This window comes from Elusimicrobiota bacterium, from assembly GCA_016722575.1.
Taxonomy (GTDB): domain Bacteria; phylum Elusimicrobiota; class Elusimicrobia; order FEN-1173; family FEN-1173; genus JADKIY01.
This window is the reverse complement of the sequence record JADKIY010000001.1, coordinates 138497-154939: the sequence shown is the minus strand read 5'-3', so window position 1 is coordinate 154939 and position 16443 is coordinate 138497. Positions and strand designations below refer to the sequence as shown.

The 16443-nt window shown below is 56.9% G+C and carries 10 protein-coding genes; all 10 read left to right on the top strand.

What is annotated here, in order from left to right:
• Nucleotides 1-79: 79 nt before the first annotated feature.
• The 10 genes from IPP68_00760 (at nucleotide 80) to IPP68_00715 (ending at nucleotide 15340) form a co-directional block, all read left to right on the top strand.
• The gene (locus IPP68_00760) at nucleotides 80-2446 is read left to right on the top strand and encodes a PD-(D/E)XK nuclease family protein (GenBank protein MBL0348895.1); all 2367 of its coding nucleotides are present in this window, start codon (nucleotides 80-82) and stop codon (nucleotides 2444-2446) included.
• The gene (locus tag IPP68_00755; GenBank protein ID MBL0348894.1) at nucleotides 2443-5487 is read left to right on the top strand and encodes a UvrD-helicase domain-containing protein; all 3045 of its coding nucleotides are present in this window, start codon (nucleotides 2443-2445) and stop codon (nucleotides 5485-5487) included. Before IPP68_00760 ends, IPP68_00755 begins: the two co-directional genes overlap by 4 nt.
• Nucleotides 5488-5647: 160 nt before the next feature.
• Nucleotides 5648-8089 (top strand): hypothetical protein, encoded by a 2442-nt coding sequence (locus IPP68_00750; protein ID MBL0348893.1) that lies wholly within the window; start codon nucleotides 5648-5650, stop codon nucleotides 8087-8089.
• Nucleotides 8086-8550 carry a hypothetical protein gene (locus tag IPP68_00745; protein MBL0348892.1) on the top strand — a complete coding sequence of 155 codons (465 nt, stop codon included), beginning with the start codon at nucleotides 8086-8088 and terminating at the stop codon, nucleotides 8548-8550. The genes IPP68_00750 and IPP68_00745 overlap by 4 nt, the downstream gene beginning before the upstream one ends.
• Before the next feature lie 606 nt (nucleotides 8551-9156).
• Complete coding sequence (locus IPP68_00740) at nucleotides 9157-10386, top strand: TolC family protein (protein MBL0348891.1); 1230 nt, start codon at nucleotides 9157-9159, stop codon at nucleotides 10384-10386.
• The gene (locus tag IPP68_00735) at nucleotides 10383-10940 is read left to right on the top strand and encodes a hypothetical protein (protein ID MBL0348890.1); all 558 of its coding nucleotides are present in this window, start codon (nucleotides 10383-10385) and stop codon (nucleotides 10938-10940) included. The genes IPP68_00740 and IPP68_00735 overlap by 4 nt, the downstream gene beginning before the upstream one ends.
• Nucleotides 10941-10957: 17 nt before the next feature.
• Complete coding sequence (locus tag IPP68_00730; protein ID MBL0348889.1) at nucleotides 10958-14098, top strand: efflux RND transporter permease subunit; 3141 nt, start codon at nucleotides 10958-10960, stop codon at nucleotides 14096-14098.
• Nucleotides 14095-14421: a P-II family nitrogen regulator gene (locus IPP68_00725; protein ID MBL0348888.1), complete on the top strand. Its 327-nt coding sequence runs from the start codon at nucleotides 14095-14097 to the stop codon at nucleotides 14419-14421. Before IPP68_00730 ends, IPP68_00725 begins: the two co-directional genes overlap by 4 nt.
• A gap of 2 nt (nucleotides 14422-14423) precedes the next feature.
• Nucleotides 14424-14723 (top strand): SEC-C domain-containing protein, encoded by a 300-nt coding sequence (locus tag IPP68_00720; GenBank protein MBL0348887.1) that lies wholly within the window; start codon nucleotides 14424-14426, stop codon nucleotides 14721-14723.
• The gene (locus IPP68_00715; GenBank protein MBL0348886.1) at nucleotides 14720-15340 is read left to right on the top strand and encodes a cation transporter; all 621 of its coding nucleotides are present in this window, start codon (nucleotides 14720-14722) and stop codon (nucleotides 15338-15340) included. The genes IPP68_00720 and IPP68_00715 overlap by 4 nt, the downstream gene beginning before the upstream one ends.
• Nucleotides 15341-16443: the final 1103 nt, after the last annotated feature.

The window sequence follows — 16443 nt, the reverse complement described above, 5'->3', positions numbered from 1 at the left end:
CAAAGTATCCGCCGCAAGTTTTGCCCTCGACACATGGGGAACGGCGGCAAACCTGCTTCAACGACGAGATGACCTCTTAATGTGGGGATGGAACGGGAAATCCGATAAACGGCTTCCGGCCCTCGCCAGCGATTTGGCTGAAACGGAAGCAATCGACGGACCTCTTGCCCCTGGGACATCGGAGCGAATCAATTTAATTTTATGTGCATTGAACGATGGGCAGGTTCTCCCCTCCCATCAAATTATCATTCGGGACCATCCCTCGGCCTGGCCAAAAGCCTGGCACCCTCTCCTCGGTCGCCTGACAATTGCACAAAGCCAATTCTCTCTGACGCCGACGGCCGGAAAAAATACAGCCCTCCATTCAATCCAAGAAAGGCTTGGAGGGAAAGATATCAACACAAAACCAGATGAATCCCTTATGTGGTGGCGTGCCGCCAGCGATACCGCAGCCGCAGATGCGGTCGCTACTCTATTGGCTGCTAACGGCTCCCGCACGGCGACGACAGCGATTTTATGCGAGGACCCGGTTCTTGCCTCCTTACTAGACGACCGATTGCGCCAGCGTGGTGTCCCTGCTGTGGGAAGTTCGATCAAATCATCCTCCCATCCAATTCTACAGGTCCTTCCCCTTTCCATCGGTCTCATTTGGGATCCCGTTGATCCCGCAATCCTCCTCGACATGCTCACCCTTCCTAAATCCCCCTTTGGTTCGGCAGCCGATGGATTGGCCAAAGCCGTTGCTGAGCAACCGGGCATCGGGGGCGAGCTTTGGAACAAAGTTGTCAACGGCCTGAAAACGGATGGAAAGACAAAAGCACTTGACAAGATTGCTCAATGGCTGCCCGTGGCAGGCGCCACCCGTGAAAAGCCATTACCTCAAAAGGCCATTATCGAGCGGTGCGGACTGGTTTCTCGCTGGGCGATGGGAATGGCTGCGTTTCTTTCCAAATCCGATTTTCATGACCCCCTTGTCTCGGCCTTTGAACAACTCGCCAACCAATCGAGGGTCCTCTCTGCCCTTGCCGGGGCAACTCCCGCACTATTGACTGAAGCGCATCTTGAACGCCTCCTGACTGCCGCCCAAGAGGGAGGGGCCACCTTGGTTGAAAAGGTGCCGGAGGCGGGTGGGCCTACGCTTCTCCGCAATCTCGCAAATTTGCCAGACCATTGCGAGTGGCTAATATGGCTTGGAACCACCGGCGGCCAACATGCCCCCTCTTCTTGGAGCGTCTCCGAGCGCGAAGCCCTGCGTTCCTGTGGCATCGCCATTGAATCCGCAGAGTTAGCCCTCACTGCGGAGAGGCTCGCCGAGCGTGCCGCCCTTTGTCATCTTAAAGGGGGACTCCTTGCTATCGAACTGGAATCGCACTCTGACATGGACACCCATCCGCTTTGGGTCGAGGCCTCCGCCGGATTGCCGCACGATGCATGGCAGCCCCTAGAATTGGGGCTTGCCGGGCCTCCCAGAGATTGGCCTACCCCTTTAGCGGTCCATAAACTTAATCTCTTGGTTCAGCCCGACCCGATCTGGCACGTCAACCCAATGTCTCTCCATGACATCGAAACCAGTTCTTATTCCGAAATTGAAACCCGGCTCGGCTGTCCCCTGAAATGGACCTTCGATTACGCAGCACGCCTGAATCCAAGCCGAGTGGCGGGTATCCTTTCCGAATTCCGTCTCTTTGGAACTATCGCCCACAAGGTTCTTGAAATAACATTCGGGGGGCCAACGATCCCCGCCAACGCAGGAGAGGCGGAAGAGATGGCTATCACCGCATTCAGAGGTCTTTTACCGACAGAAGCCGCGCCTTTAGCCCTTCCAAGCGCAGCACGTGCCCGACAACGTCTAGAAGCCCAGTTTGGCCACGCAGCGCGCGAGTTTCACGATCTGTTGAGCAGGGGGGGCTACCGTGTGGTCGGTTTCGAGGTCGAACCCGGTGGAAAACTCGATGGTCGTGATTTTAATGGCCGGCCCGACTGCATCCTGGAAACCGGGCAGGGAGTTAAGGGAATCGTTGATTTGAAATACGCTGGGAAAAAATACCGGGAATGGATTGAAAATGGGACCGCTGTCCAACTCGCCGTGTACGCAGCTGCCGTCGCGGGGGATGGTAATGGTGGCGGTCTCACAAACACGGCTGCCGCATATTTCATCATCGATTCAGCCCGAATATTTACTCCCGCCAGTTCTCCCATCATTGGGTCCAATGACCAGATTCCTGGTCCATCGATAGCCGATACATGGTCCCGTATTGCAACAGCACTTTCGGTGACGACCACATGGCTAAAGACAGGTGAGGTTCCTGCCCGCCCACGCCAAGCTCCCTCAGACTGGCCTCGGGGCACCGAACTCGCTCTACGCCCCAACAAGCGTGAAAACGCCTATGAACTCTGTATCCATTGCGACCATTCCGTTCTTTGCGGAAAGAAGGCAATCGAATGAAGCTTGATGTTTTCTCCGCGGGCGCCGGAACAGGGAAAACCCACAATATTTGCGAGGAATTGGCCTTCCGCATTAAAAATGGTTTAGACCCAAGGCGTGTATTGGCTTGCACGTTTACAAAAGTGGCGGCAGCAGAGCTGAAACGTCGGGTTCAGAGTAAGCTGATTCAAAGCGGAATGGGGAAGGAAGCCGAAGCCCTTGAGGGCGCCCTGCTTGGAACATTCCATTCCGTTGGGCTCCAACTTCTGACGCGCTTCGCTTTTCATGCAGGCCTATCACCTGACCTTCGGGTTATGGTCGAAGGCGGTGAGGATAGGGTCCTCAAGGCTCTCGTAGGCCTCGGGGAAGAAAAGGTATGGAACGATTATTCCTCCTATGCCTCCAGGCTCGGGTTCAAGGACAAGCAATCGAATGATCTTCCCCTGCAATTGATCCAACAAAAGCGCCGGAATGCGATTCCCGATGAAAGCTTCTCCAATCAAATGCGCCATGGCGCCGAAGAGTTACTGGAAATATTCCATCCCGGTTTGAAGCCGGGAAAGAATATTGATGATTGTCACGCTGCTGCACGAATCGTTGCTGAAAGGATTTTAAAAACGCTCGACTCGATTCCTGCCGCCAAAGACGAGGCTTGCTACTCGGATATCAGTGATTTCACGCGGTCCAGCCCAAGAACCTGGAATGATATCGCCCGTCTTGCCAAACTCAAAGGCAATAAAAAACCTGGAACACATGCCGCGCTCGAACCTCTGCGCGAGGCGGGGAGGGATGTTCGGAAACACCCCGGCCTCGCCACCGACATTATTGGTTTCACCGAATCTTTAATATCGGTATGTATCGCCCTTCAAGGGCGGTACAGCCGATACAAGGACGAGCGCGGTCTCGTGGACTACACGGACCTTGAAGAACGATTTCTCCGCTTGACACAAGACCCCGAGATCGCAAAGGTGTTGAGTCAGGAGATTCAATTGGTCATTGTCGATGAATTTCAAGACACGAACCCGGTCCAATTGGCTGTTTTTCAGGAACTTTCCCACCTAACGGACTCTTCCCTCTGGGTGGGAGACCCTAAACAGGCCATCTATGGGTTTAATGGGACCGATCCTGCACTCATGAATACCGTCATGGAAAAGACAAAGGGACTGAATAAAAAGACCCTTTCTCAGAACAACCGCAGCAACGCGACCCTCGTGGACTTTTTCAACCAACTTTTTGTTCCCACTTTCGGTGAAGAAGCCCGCGTCACGGCCAAGCATCCTGCCAATGAAAATTCACTTGGGATTTGGCAGCTCGCAGCCACGAATTTGGCAGGGGAATATCAGGCTCTTGCCTTGGGAATTGCGGAACTTATCCGATCGGGGACCCCCCCTGGGGACATCGCCGTTCTTGCTCGCCGTAATGACTATGCGAAAAAAGTTGCCGCCGAACTTAGAAATCTTGGAATCCCTGCCTTGGTGGAAATGTCCGGGTTATTGTCAACACGCGAATGCGCACTAGCTATGGCCGCCTTACGCGTCGTGCGTGATCGCAACGACGCCGCAGCCGCAGCTCAGGTGCTTTACCTGCTTGGGCATACTGACTGGCTTGAAAAACGAATGAGCGATGATCAGAAAAGGAGCGTTCCTTTTTCAGATCAACCGGTATTGTCCACTCTTGGTCGTGTCGACGCCAAGGGGCTTTCCCCCTCACTGGCCGTCGCAGCCGTTTTCAACGCACTGGAATTGCCCACACTCATCGCCACCTGGGGCGACGCGGGGATTCGATCCACTCACCTCGATAGCCTCCTGGCTTTGGCTGGCCGCTTCGAAGAACAATTCTCCAAAGATGGTCGCGCCGTAACCCTTGGCGGTTTCCTGAGCTGGCTCGAAAAAATGGAAGAGGACGAAGATGATGTCCGACGACCTCAAAAGGGGCTAAATGCTGTTAACCTTTTCACCTACCACTCATCCAAAGGTCTCGAGTGGCCGATCGTCATTCTCGCGGACCTCGACAAAATTTTCTCTCCCCGTTATTGGGACGCCTCTGTGACAGGAGGCGAACCGGAGACGGGACAACCGCTCAAGGACCGCCACCTGCGTTTCTGGCCGTGGCCCTTTGGGCGCAGTGAGTTTTCCAACGATGTCAACGATCCCCTTGATATCGAAAATGAACTCAATCTTAATCCCATCGGAAAACCTATCAAAACTGCGGAGGAAGCTGAGGCTTTGCGGCTCCTCTACGTTGGTTTTACGAGAGCCAAAAATCGGGTAATTTTGGCCCCACGCCTTGATCCCAAGAAGGGTGAATACAAACAAAAGTGGCTGGATTGTCTTACCAGTTTTGGTGCGTTGGTTGGGGATATTAATAATCCAGGAAATTATCGACTGCCGGGCCAAATCGGTTTCGTTTCAGTCCAACGCTATGATTCGCCCAAGACGATAAATCTCACCACCACCCATATCGAAGAGCAATGGCTCCCCCTTCCAAATAAGGAAATGGCTTCGGTAGCGCCTCGTGCTTTGAGTCCTAGCGACGCTCCACCCATGGATTTGAAGTTCTTCGTTGAAAAACTCCCTGGGATATCGCCATTCACCGTCCCTCCAAAAAGCGCAGATACCGCGAATTTAGGCGAGGCCTGTCATGCTTATTTTTCCTCACTACCCTCAACCCAAGGGCTGAACACCCAGATGAAGGAGCGTGTGGCCAGTCGACTTCTGGATGGTTTTGGATTGCCAGAATCCATCACATCCAAGCAGCTTGTGGCCGCCGGAGAGCGTCTTCAAGCCTGGATCGAATCCCATTACCCGGGGGCTATCTGGCTCACTGAGTTCCCGATGCAAGCTTTGGAAGGACCTTCGGTTCTAGCGGGGATCGCTGATTTGGTTCTGGAAACAAAGGCAGGGTTGATAATAATTGACCATAAAGCGATAGGGACGGAAGCTAAATCTGCCGTTCAGGCTTACTCAGGTCAACTGTGTGCCTATGGGCGCATTATGAAATCTAGAGATCTCTGGTTCCATCTGCCGTTCACCGGAGAAATGGTCCAACTTAAACCAGAATAATTTAGGTCAAAAACCAAACCTGCAAATGACCTGATAAACAGGGGAGGGTCATCTCCCGGCAAGTGTGGGGTCGATAAAAATAAACTGAAATTATCCGCATTGACCAAAAAGAGGAACCCCAGTAGAATGTTCTGGTTGTTTTGCCTCTAAGGGGGCCCCGATGCGCCGAGAACCTCGTTTTGACACCCTGCTCGGCTTCCAAAGTCAAAAATGCATTGCTACCGCGCTAACCTTGGCGTTGGCGGTTTCGCCTTTGTCGCTGCTCGCTTATGACGACGAATTCAAGTCTTACAAGCCCCAGAGTTATCGAAACGAATTCAAGTCGAAAAATAATTTCTCCTCAAGCTTTCAGCTGGATCGCCAAGTTAGCAACATGAACGCGGCACTGCAGTTCCGCCAGACGGTGAACTACGCGTCGGTGATGGCAACTCCCAAAATCAACAATCCCGTTGTTCCTACGATTCAACCCAAAATCGCGTTCAACTTTTCTTCACAAAAGCCTCAAAACATGAAATTGGATATCAGAACCCCGATGGGGGTGGCGGCGCCCGTAAAAACGAACCTTATTCAGTCGCTTTTTAAAGCCATCGGCAGTGGAATACAAAAGATCGGTGGAGCCATCGGGAACCTGGTTCAACGGGTGTTTGTGGCTCCCCGACAACAACAAGCGGTGGCGAACCAACAAAAAGTGGTGGTGAGCCAAAACCCGAACTTGACCCCCACGGGGACGAACACCTACATGTCCAAGGGAGGCCAAACCTTCGCCCAAGGGAAGTTGTGGGAATCGGGATCGACGTTCCAGGCGGACAATAAAGGCCAAATCAATGTGATACAGGGCACCAGCATGGAACCCACCTTCGGGGGCATGAAGGACAAATCGGGGGCGCTTTTACCCGTGAAGATGACGAACATCAATGGTTCAATAACCCCCACGGGCCTGGATTTCGGCCGAATGAAGGCCAACACCGTGATCGCAGTGACGGCTCCGACGCCCATCGATGGTTTTGGCACGGTTCAACCGGGGGGAATGACGTTTCAAGGCCCTATAAAATCCCCCACAACAAACGAAGTGGTGGGGGGCCGATTTAACTTTTCCAACACCAATGTGGATTTAAACCCGTCGATGTCGAAAAACTTGGGGATGGACAATCCGGTAACAATGCGTCAGGCGACATTTTCTTTACAGGCCGGATTGATGAAAATGCAGTCCTTCACGATCGAGAAAGGCAATAAATCCCTTGTGGTGACAGAAAACAATAGCCCTAAGGAAACAACAGGTCTCAAAGCCGAAATAGATAAATTAAGCGCGGACCTCGCCGGCCTAACCGATCGGTCCCAAAAAGCGACAGAGAAGGGAACGCAGGCGACCAATTTCTTGGCCAACAGTCTGGGAACAGGGGTGATGAAATCGCCGGTGAAACAAACGGAGGGGCTGAGCAAAGATTTAACGCAACTCAACAATGCCGTTCGGAAAGAAGAATACGATGCTGTCGTTGGGAAGACAGCCGATCTGAATACGAGACTTCCGAGCATCGAACAAAACGTTGCCCAAAATGAAGCGGTGGCGAACACTTTGGCGAATCTAGCGGAAAATTATCGTGTCGCCGTATCCCCTCAAACAGACAATGCGGGGAAAGCAAACGCCATGGTTCAATCAGGGAAGGCATTGGAAGACCTGGCGCGGACAAAGGCCCTGCCCGATCAAACCATCCAAGCATGGCATCAAGCGATGGAGAAGAACTTCGAGCAAGTGTTGCTCGGGGGAGAGGTGGATGGGGGGGACGTCAAAAGTATTGTCGGTGGATTGGTTCGAGGGTTAATCAGTGCGGTAACGTGGCCGTTGCAAATTATCGGTCGAATAATGGATGGTTTGCTCCCGAAAATTGCTCGAGGGCTGGACAATACGTGGTTGGGCCAAAAATTAGGGACCGGGGCGTTGTTTAGTGTTTTGTCTGGAGATATGTTTCGAAAACGGACAACCATCGAATTCTCTGAAACCGGCCCAGCGGTTGTTACAATCAATGGGATTTGGAATTCACGCCGGGCGTCATTCGATATCAATAATTTTGTTAAAGGAGTGTTTGGAGTTGATAAGGCCACCCGGGTTGAAAATGGGACGACGGGAGTGGGGGATTTTCTTCAAATTTTGGGCCATGAGTATTTGGGAACAATAGACCGCCCCGCGATCGAAACGGCCAAGGCGATCCGAGCCGGGATAGCAATGAAAGGCGAGGTGTACGTTGTTGCCCACAGCCAGGGGACCGCAATTTTTAATGCCGCACTTAACTTGTTGTCGGTAGAGAATAGATCCAAAATCCACTACATCGGGGTGGGGGCGGAGTGGCACATCGATGCTAAGTCCAAGGGATTGGCGAGCGCAGAAAATATTTGGAACAAAGCCGATAAAATCCCTCTGGCAAACCGACGCCTGACTGGTTGGCTTATCCCAACGCTTGCTGACCGTCAACTGCATACAGAATGGACAAAAATCGATAGCTCCTTAAATATGACGAGAAAAGGGAATCATCATTCCTTTGTGTATTATCGTGAAGCCGTGGCGGATTGGGCAAAACGCATGAAAGATCAAATGGGGTCAAAATGAAGCGCAAAATTTCATTGGTGGCACTGGTTTTTCTTGCGGCATGCTCGATCATACCGAGACGCGTTGATCTTTCGGGGAGGGCCAGTGTGGCCCCCTTTATAGGAGCAGTGGTGCGTGCGGAGAAGGAATTAGTGGTTTTTCAATATCGGGGCTCGGGCGTGAAATTCCTTGGGGAAGCGGGGGTTAACGAAGTTCCGGCGTTGAACGAGGGGATGACGTTCCCTTTCAAAACACCTGATGTGATTGCCCTAGGGCGGGTGGCCGTGGGCACAGAACTTAAAATCTCGAAGGTATCTAGGAAAGACACGTTTGAAATGAATCTGATCGATATTGATTCAGTGGTCGTCGGGCCCTTGGGGTCCCCGTGGATGGGGGAACGACTAAATTTAGCGCCGCTAACGATCGATTCATCGGAACTTGAAGAAATGCCGGAATTTCGGAGTGGATTTCTGAAACGCTGAAAAATAGATCTCAATCGTTTGAGTTGCGGGCGGGTGCGTTGCGTGTCACCCGTTTTTTGTTTCTAAAGGGATTGCGATTGCTTTGCCCTGCTTGTCTAGGCCCCCCCATCCTGTGTCTGAATACTTCGATCAATGGTCGAATAGATCGCAAGAAGAATATCGAAATCTGATAGAAGCCTAATCTCTGCCGTTTGAGTCGCGGCCACCCTTTGAGATTGAGCGTGGTCCTACCCCACTTGCAGGGGCGTCTCGCGTGTGTTATGCTCACGAAAGATGAGAAAGTGGATTTTTCTGTTCATGCTTTTAGGTTTTGGCAATGATATGGCCTTGAACAGCGCGGCGGCGGACTGCCACGGCGCTGTTCCCGTCTGCCATACTTGCACGTGCGTCCATCTCGTCAACAACCCGGATTCCAGGCCTCACCAAGTCATCCCGTCCACTCCGCAGATCGTCCGCGTGGACGCGGACTTGCTGGACTTCCTGTCCGACAAGTCCATTTTTCACCCCCCTAAAGTCTCCTCTTAACCCGCTTCATCTCCACCATTAATATCCCCTGTCCGGCCATCCTCGAGCGCCAGACGGCATTCCGAATCCATAAAGGAACCTATGAAAAATTTATTCGTCGGGCTTCTGCCCTTGTTCATATTCCAGGTTGTCCGCGCGGACGAGCCCTCGTGTCCGTCCTTCGCCTCACCCCAGGACGTCCTGGCGTGCGTCCAGAAAAACCACCCGGACGTTCTCCGCGCCGAGGCCGAGGCCGCCAACCTCGATGCGCTCGATGCCTTCGCCCGTCAGCGTCCCAACCCCGCGCTCGACGCGGAGGCCGTGTCCAACAGCGAAGAGGATGAGGCCGCCCTTTCCGCCGAGGCCTCTTACCTCCATACCTTCGAAATGGGCGGAAAACGCCGACATCGTCTGGATCGCGCCAGGGCGCAAAAAGAAGCGGTGCTCGCGCGGGTGCAGAAGACGCGGGAGGAGGTGACCCTTTCCGCCGTCCTCAACCTCTATCGTCTCAGGCATCTCCAGGACGAGCTCCACGCCGTGGAGGAGGCCCAGAACACCTTCGGCACCATCATCGGCCAATACAAAAACCGCCGCCAGCTTTCGCCCGAACAGCAAGTTTCGCTCAACGTCTTCCTCCTTGCGCAGAGCGACTATACCTTGCGCAAATCCCGGCTCCTGCAGGAGCAGCGGGCCTTGAAGCGGTATTTCGATCTCGCCACCGGCGCTGACTTCCCAACGATCCTCAAGGCTCTCCCCGAGCCCAAGACCGCATGGCCCGGTCTTACTGCCGCACCGCCTATTGCCGGGGCGCTCCGCAAGGAGGCCCAGGCCGACCTCGCCCTCGCCCAAGCTGAACTGGCCCTGGCCGACAGCGACGCCCGGCCCGATCTCAAGCTCGGTCCCAAGGTGGGGATGGAATCCGGACGCGGCCGGAAGAATCGGTCCTTGGGCGGCGCGCTCTCCCTGGACCTTCCTCTTTATCAACAGAACCAGGGTGCCCGCGCCTTGGCGCGCACCGAGGCCCGTCGCGCCGAAGTCAACCTGGCCCAACGCGATCGCGAACTCTCCACGCAATGGCAAACCTGGTTTGAGGTCTATCAAGACGCTGTCGCTTCCCTGCGCGGCATGCCCTCTCTTGAGCAGATGGAAAAGAAGCACCAAGGCATGGAAAGCCTTTTCGAGCGGGGCCTTGTCCAAAGCGCCCTCGTCATCGAGGCCCACCGCCAAATGACCGACTTCGCCGAAAGCCTCAACGCTCAGGAGCTCCGCGCCCTGGAAGCTCTCTGGTCCATCTACGTTTTGGAAGGCAGTGCCCTTCAGGAGGGACTATGAAACTCTTTCTTTTGATCCTTTGCCTCGCTTTGCCTCTCGGAATTCGGGCCGAGAAACTCTCCCCCGTTCTTCAGGAATCCCCTGCGGAAGAAAGCCACAAGGACCATGAGAACGGGGGTGAGGGCCGACATGAGGAGGGCGAAGAACACGACGACCAAGGGAAAGAAGGTCACGAAGAGGGGGAAGAAGAAGCCTCTTCCGGTGTCGGTCCCGGCAACGCCGTGACGGCCACCGACGCCGAGAAAGGCCTTCAACTCTCCGATGAAGCCGTCAAGACCTTGGGGATCAAGACCCAAGCCGTGCCCGGAGAGTTTATTCTCCCCAAATCGGCCATTGTCACTTTTAAGGATGAGACCGGTGTCTATCGTCTGCGGGATGGTTGGTACAAGTTGATTGAGGGCGCGGCGCGGCGCCAGGGCATTCTTGTCCGGTTCATCCCGCATCGGAAGAAAGACCTTCGCCCCAGCGACCAAATCGTCGTTGAGGGCGTCCCGCTCCTCCGCGTTGCCGAGCTGGACGCTTTTTCCACCGGCGAAGCCGGGCACGGCCACTAGATTTTTAGGAGACCCTCATGATCGAAAAACTCGTCAGATTTTCCGTCAATAACCGGGGCCTTGTCTTCGCTTTGGCCCTCATCCTCGCGGGCCTGGGGTGGACCAGCTTCCAAGCTCTGCCCATCGACGCCGTGCCCGATATCACCAACAACCAAGTGCAAGTCAATACCGCCGTCGAGGGCCTCACTCCCGAGGAAATCGAGCGCTACATCACCGTCCCCATTGAGAACGGCATGGGCGGCCTGGCGGACCTCGTCCAGACCCGCTCCATTTCCCGGTTCGGCCTTTCTCAAGTCACCCTGGTTTTCGAGGACGGGGTGGACATCTATCGCGCTCGGCAAATGGTGTCGGAGCGACTCCAAGGCGTCGTTTCCGATCTCCCGGCAGGAATCCAGCCGGGCCTCGGCCCGGTCACCACGGGTTTGGGCGAGGTCTACTTCTACACCCTTCAGGCCTCCACGCCCGCCGTTGGCGCCGCCCGTGTCGCTCAGCTCATGGAGCTCAAGAGCATCCAAGATTGGTATGTGAAACCCCGCCTCCTCACGGTGCCCGGTGTTGCCGAAGTCAACAGCATCGGCGGCTTCGAGAAACAGTTTCACATCCAACCCAACATCCGCCAAATGGCTCGATACGGCCTCCACTTCAACGACCTCATCGGGGCCCTGGAGAACACCAACCGCAACGTGGGCGGCGGTTACATCCAGCAGACGGGTGAGCAGTTCCTTGTCCAAGCCACCGGCCTCCTTAAGGACGCGGAAGACATTCGCCATGCACCCATCAAGTCTCTGGAGTCCCTCAAGACGATCCGCATCGGCGATGTGGCCCAGGTCCAACTGGCCACGGAGCTCCGTACCGGCGCCGCTCTCGTGAACGGCCGGGAGGATATCGTCGGCACCGCGCTCATGCGCCTGGGCGAGAACAGTCGCGTCGTCGCCCACCGCGTGGCGGAGAAAGCGGCGGAGATCAAGAAGGGCCTCCCCGAAGGGGTCGTCCTTAACGTCCTCTACGACCGCTCTGTCCTGGTGGACGCCACGCTCGGCACCGTCGAGCACAATCTCGTCACCGGCGCCCTGCTGGTCATCGTCATCCTGGTCCTCCTCCTGGGCAATCTTCGGGCCGCGCTCATCACCGCCGTCACCATCCCGCTTACGCTTCTCATCACCTTCATCGTGATGAAGCGCATGGGAATGTCCGGCAATCTCATGAGCCTGGGTGCCCTGGACTTTGGCATTATCGTGGACGGTGTCGTCATCGTCATCGACAACTGCGTGCGCCGGGTCCACCACCGGAGCCTGGAATTGGGGCGGGCGCTCAAGAAGGACGAGCTGGCCCGCACCATCGAGGAGGCCACTCTCGAAATCCGGCAGTCCGCGGGGTTCGGCCAGATCATCATCGTGGTGGTCTTCCTGCCCATCTTCGCCTTCACCGGCGTGGAGGGCAAGATGTTCGTCCCGATGGTGGGGACCTTCTGCATCGCTCTCTTGGCCGCCTTCGTCCTCTCCTTCACCATCGCCCCGGCCCTCGCGAGCCTCTTCCTCAAGGGCGACGTGGGGGAGAAGGAACCCTGGCTCATGCTCAAGATCAGGCGCGCCTATGAGCCGACGCTCAAATTATTCCTTAAGCACCGTGCCTGGGTTCTGGCCTTGGGGGCCTTTTCCATCCTCCTGGGCGGATTTCTTTTCACGCGTCTGGGCGGCGAGTTCCTCCCGCAGTTGGACGAAGGGTCCCTCGCTATCCAATTCGTTCGCCCCGGCACCATCAGCATCGACCAAACCGTGGCCCTCCAGGAGAAGACCGAAGCCGTCATCCGGGAGTTCCCCCAGGTCAGCCACGTTTTCAGCCGCATCGGCACCGCTGAGGTCGCCACCGACCCCATGGGCGTTAACCTCTCGGACACCTTCATCCTCCTCAAGGACAAGGACGGCTGGGAACCCATCAACGGTCGGAAGCCCTCGAAGGCAGACCTCTCGGACGCGCTCGTCGAACGGCTCCGGCGAAAAGTGCCGGGCCAGCGTATGCTCCTCACCCAGCCCATCCAGATGCGCTTCAACGAGCTTTTGGAGGGAACCCGCGCCGACATCTCCGTCAAAATCTTCGGCGACGACATGGACCTCCTGTCGGACCTCTCCGGTAAGATCAAGTCCGTCATAGATAAGGTACCCGGTGCCGGCGACGTGGAGCTGGAGATCCAGGGCAAGTCGCCGCTCTTGCATGTCGAACCCAACCTCGAGCTGCTCCATTCCCTTGGCGTCTCCAACCGCGAGGTGCTGGAGACGGTCGGCACCGCCGTCGGCGGCCAGGAAGTCGGCGTCATCTACGAGGGGATGAAACGCTTCCCCATTGTCGTACGGCTGAACGAAAAGGACCGCTCCGACTTGGACGCCCTAAAGACCCTCCCCGTCGGCATCTCCGCCAACTCCACCGTCCCCCTGGCCGAGGCGGCGAGCCTCCGCTTCACGGACACCTTCGGCGCCTATTCCCGGGAGATGGGCAAGCGCCGGGTCGCCATCCTCGTCAACCCGCGCGGCCGGGACACGGAGAGTTTCGTGGCCGAGGCCCGGAGGAAAGTGGATGATGCCGTCAGGATGCCCTCGGGCTATTTCATCGAGTGGGGGGGCAACTTCAAGAACCTCCAGCAGGCCAAGGCCCGCTTGGCGGTCTTGACGCCCCTCGTCCTGGTTCTGGTGCTCGGCATGATCTACATCGCCTTCCGCAACGTCTACGAGACCTTCCTTATCTTCTCCTGCGTACCTTTGGCGCTGGTGGGGGGCGTCCTGGGCCTCATGCTGAACGGCCTGCCCTTCAGTATCTCCGCCGGGGTGGGGTTCGTGGCGCTTTCCGGCATTGCCGTATTGAACGGGGTGGTCCTCATCAACTGCTTCAACGACCTCCACCGTGAGGGCGTCAAGGGTCAAGACCTCATTCACCAGGGCACGGACTTGAGAATTCGTCCCGTCCTCATGACGGCCCTGGTTGAAATCTTCGGGTTCCTGCCCATGATGCTCTCTTCCGGCGTCGGCTCCGAGGTCCAGCGCCCGCTGGCCTCCGTCGTTATTGGCGGCGTCGTGTCTTCGACGCTCCTGACGCTGGTGGTCCTCCCGGTGCTGGTGTCCCTGCTTGAGAAAAAAATCTGGAGCGAAAAAGAGGTGGAACTATGAAAGAGATTAAGGCTGTTATCAAACCCCACAAGGCGGAAGAAGTGCTCCGAGCTCTTCACGCCATCGCCAACCTCCCCGGCTGTATCGTCTCCCAAGTCAAAGGCTACGGGCGCAGCCCCAAAAGTCCCAACGGCGATGTATTGGAGTCGGACGAATGGACCAAGCTGGAGCTCGTCGTCCCGGACCGAATGGTGGAGACCGTGCTCAAGACCATCCAATCCCGCGCCCATACCGGGAACAAGGGAGACGGCAAGGTCTTCGTGATCGAGGCCGTGGACGCCCTCGCCATCCGCACGGGCAAACGTGGAGACGAGGCCATCTAAAGATGGACCGCTTGAAACGGGTCTGGGGCGGCGTCACGCACGCCCTTAAAATCCTGGCCGACTCCACGCTTCGCAGGGAAACACGAGAGCAGTTCGAGCGGATGAAGCGGGAGGGTGTGGATACCTCCGACGCCGCCGCCCGCCAAGCCTGGATTCGTGCTCACAGGAAGGACCTCCGCCGCCTCCAGGGCAAGGAGCCCACGCCCCCGCTCGTCCGGCCGGAGCCCAAGATCGGCCGCAACGACCTCTACCCCTGCGGCAGCGGGAAGAAATATAAAAAGTGCTGCGGAGACTCCTCATGAGTTCATGCCACGACCACGACTGCCTTTCATCGCCCCTGCGGGAAGATCACATCCGCGTCCTTAAGATCGTCCTGGCCGTCAACCTCGCCATGTTCATCGTGGAGGCCGTGGGCGGCCTGTTTTTCCGTTCCGTGGCGCTCCTGGGTGACTCCATGGACATGCTTGAAGACGCGCTGGTTTATGCCGTCAGCCTGTACGTCATGGACCGAAGTTCCCGATGGAAGGCTGGGGCGGCCCTGGGAAAGGGACTCGTCATGCTGCTCCTGGGACTGGGCGTCCTGGGACAAACGGTTCACCATGCCTTCTCAGGTGTCGTCCCGTTCGCCGGGGGCATGGGTGCCGTGGGCGTCGCCGCCTTGGCTGCCAACGCTCTCTGTCTCCTCCTGCTTTACAAACACAAAGACGACGATATAAACATGCGCTCTACTTGGCTCTGCTCCCGCAACGACGTGCTTGCCAACCTGGGCGTCATGCTCGCCGCCGCCCTGGTTCTCTGGCTCGGTTCCCCCTGGCCGGACATCGTTATCGGGGGCGTCATCGCCGCCATGATCCTGATCTCCTCCATCGGCATCTTGAGGGAAGCCCTCCACGAGTTGAAGGAAAAGCAGGCCCGATGACTTATCACCTGACGGATATCATGTTGAATCATGTGGATGAAATGCCGGAAGGAATGGGTTGCTGAAACGCAGATCGGATAGATTTTATTTTTGTGAGTTGTGGGCGGGTGCGTTATTCAGCGCCCGCCTTTGTTTTTTGGGGGGCAGGTGATTGGCCCCTCGGGGGGTGTGGGGGGCACCAAGCCCGGCAGCCCCCATAATCCCGCCCAAGGCCGGCCCGGTTTTGGTGTATGGGCCGGGCTTGGGGGGAGGGGGGCGGGTGTTGCCGGGCAGCGCCGCCAGCGGTGACGTGCGGGCGGTGTGTGCCTGCACGGCGGCGCAATGGGGCGGCGCTTGCAGAGGCCATCGTCAATCACGGGACTTGTGTGACCTCTAAAAGCGGAACTCGATCAATGGACAATGGAGGTGCCGTGGGGGCGGGTGTTGTTGGTGGACCATATATACTCCCATGGGGAGTATATGGGCCACGGGCGCAGCCCGACAATCCGACGGTGTAACGGGTTGGGCGTTGGTGGAAACGCTGGCCCACATACGTTAAATAATCGTCCCTAGGGGCGACTTCTTAGCCCTGTGCCCCGCGAAGCGGGGCTTGCCTGGCCGCTCCCTACCTATTGCGCGCGACCGAGGGGAGGGGCGAGGCCAACGGCCTTGACCCCAGGCCAGGCAAGGCCGACGACGGGGCGTAGCCACGACGGCGGCTCACAGGGCGGATGGGGGTTCCAGCGCAGCGGGTAGCGTCCAACGGCCCAACTTGCCAAGCCCGGCGACCGCGCACGTTCCTCGTGCGGGCGCGGGGCGACCAGGGGTTCTCTGGTTTTCAAGCGTAGCGGGCAGCGTCCCAGTCCACCCACAAACCGAGCGGGCCGGGCGGCGGCGCGGGTTTCTCGGGCCGACGCGCGGGCCGCGACCCTGTTTTTCCGTCCAACCGCAGCGGGGCGCGTCCGGGTTTTTTCCAACAAACGAATCAACCGTAGTGTGCTCTTTCTTTTCCCCAACCAACCGCCGGGGTTTTCTCCGCCGTTGGCGGGGTTTTTTCTTTCCCGGCCGCCGCGCTCTCGCGCGGGGGTTTTCCACCCAACACCGCCGCCGATGGCGGAAGGTTC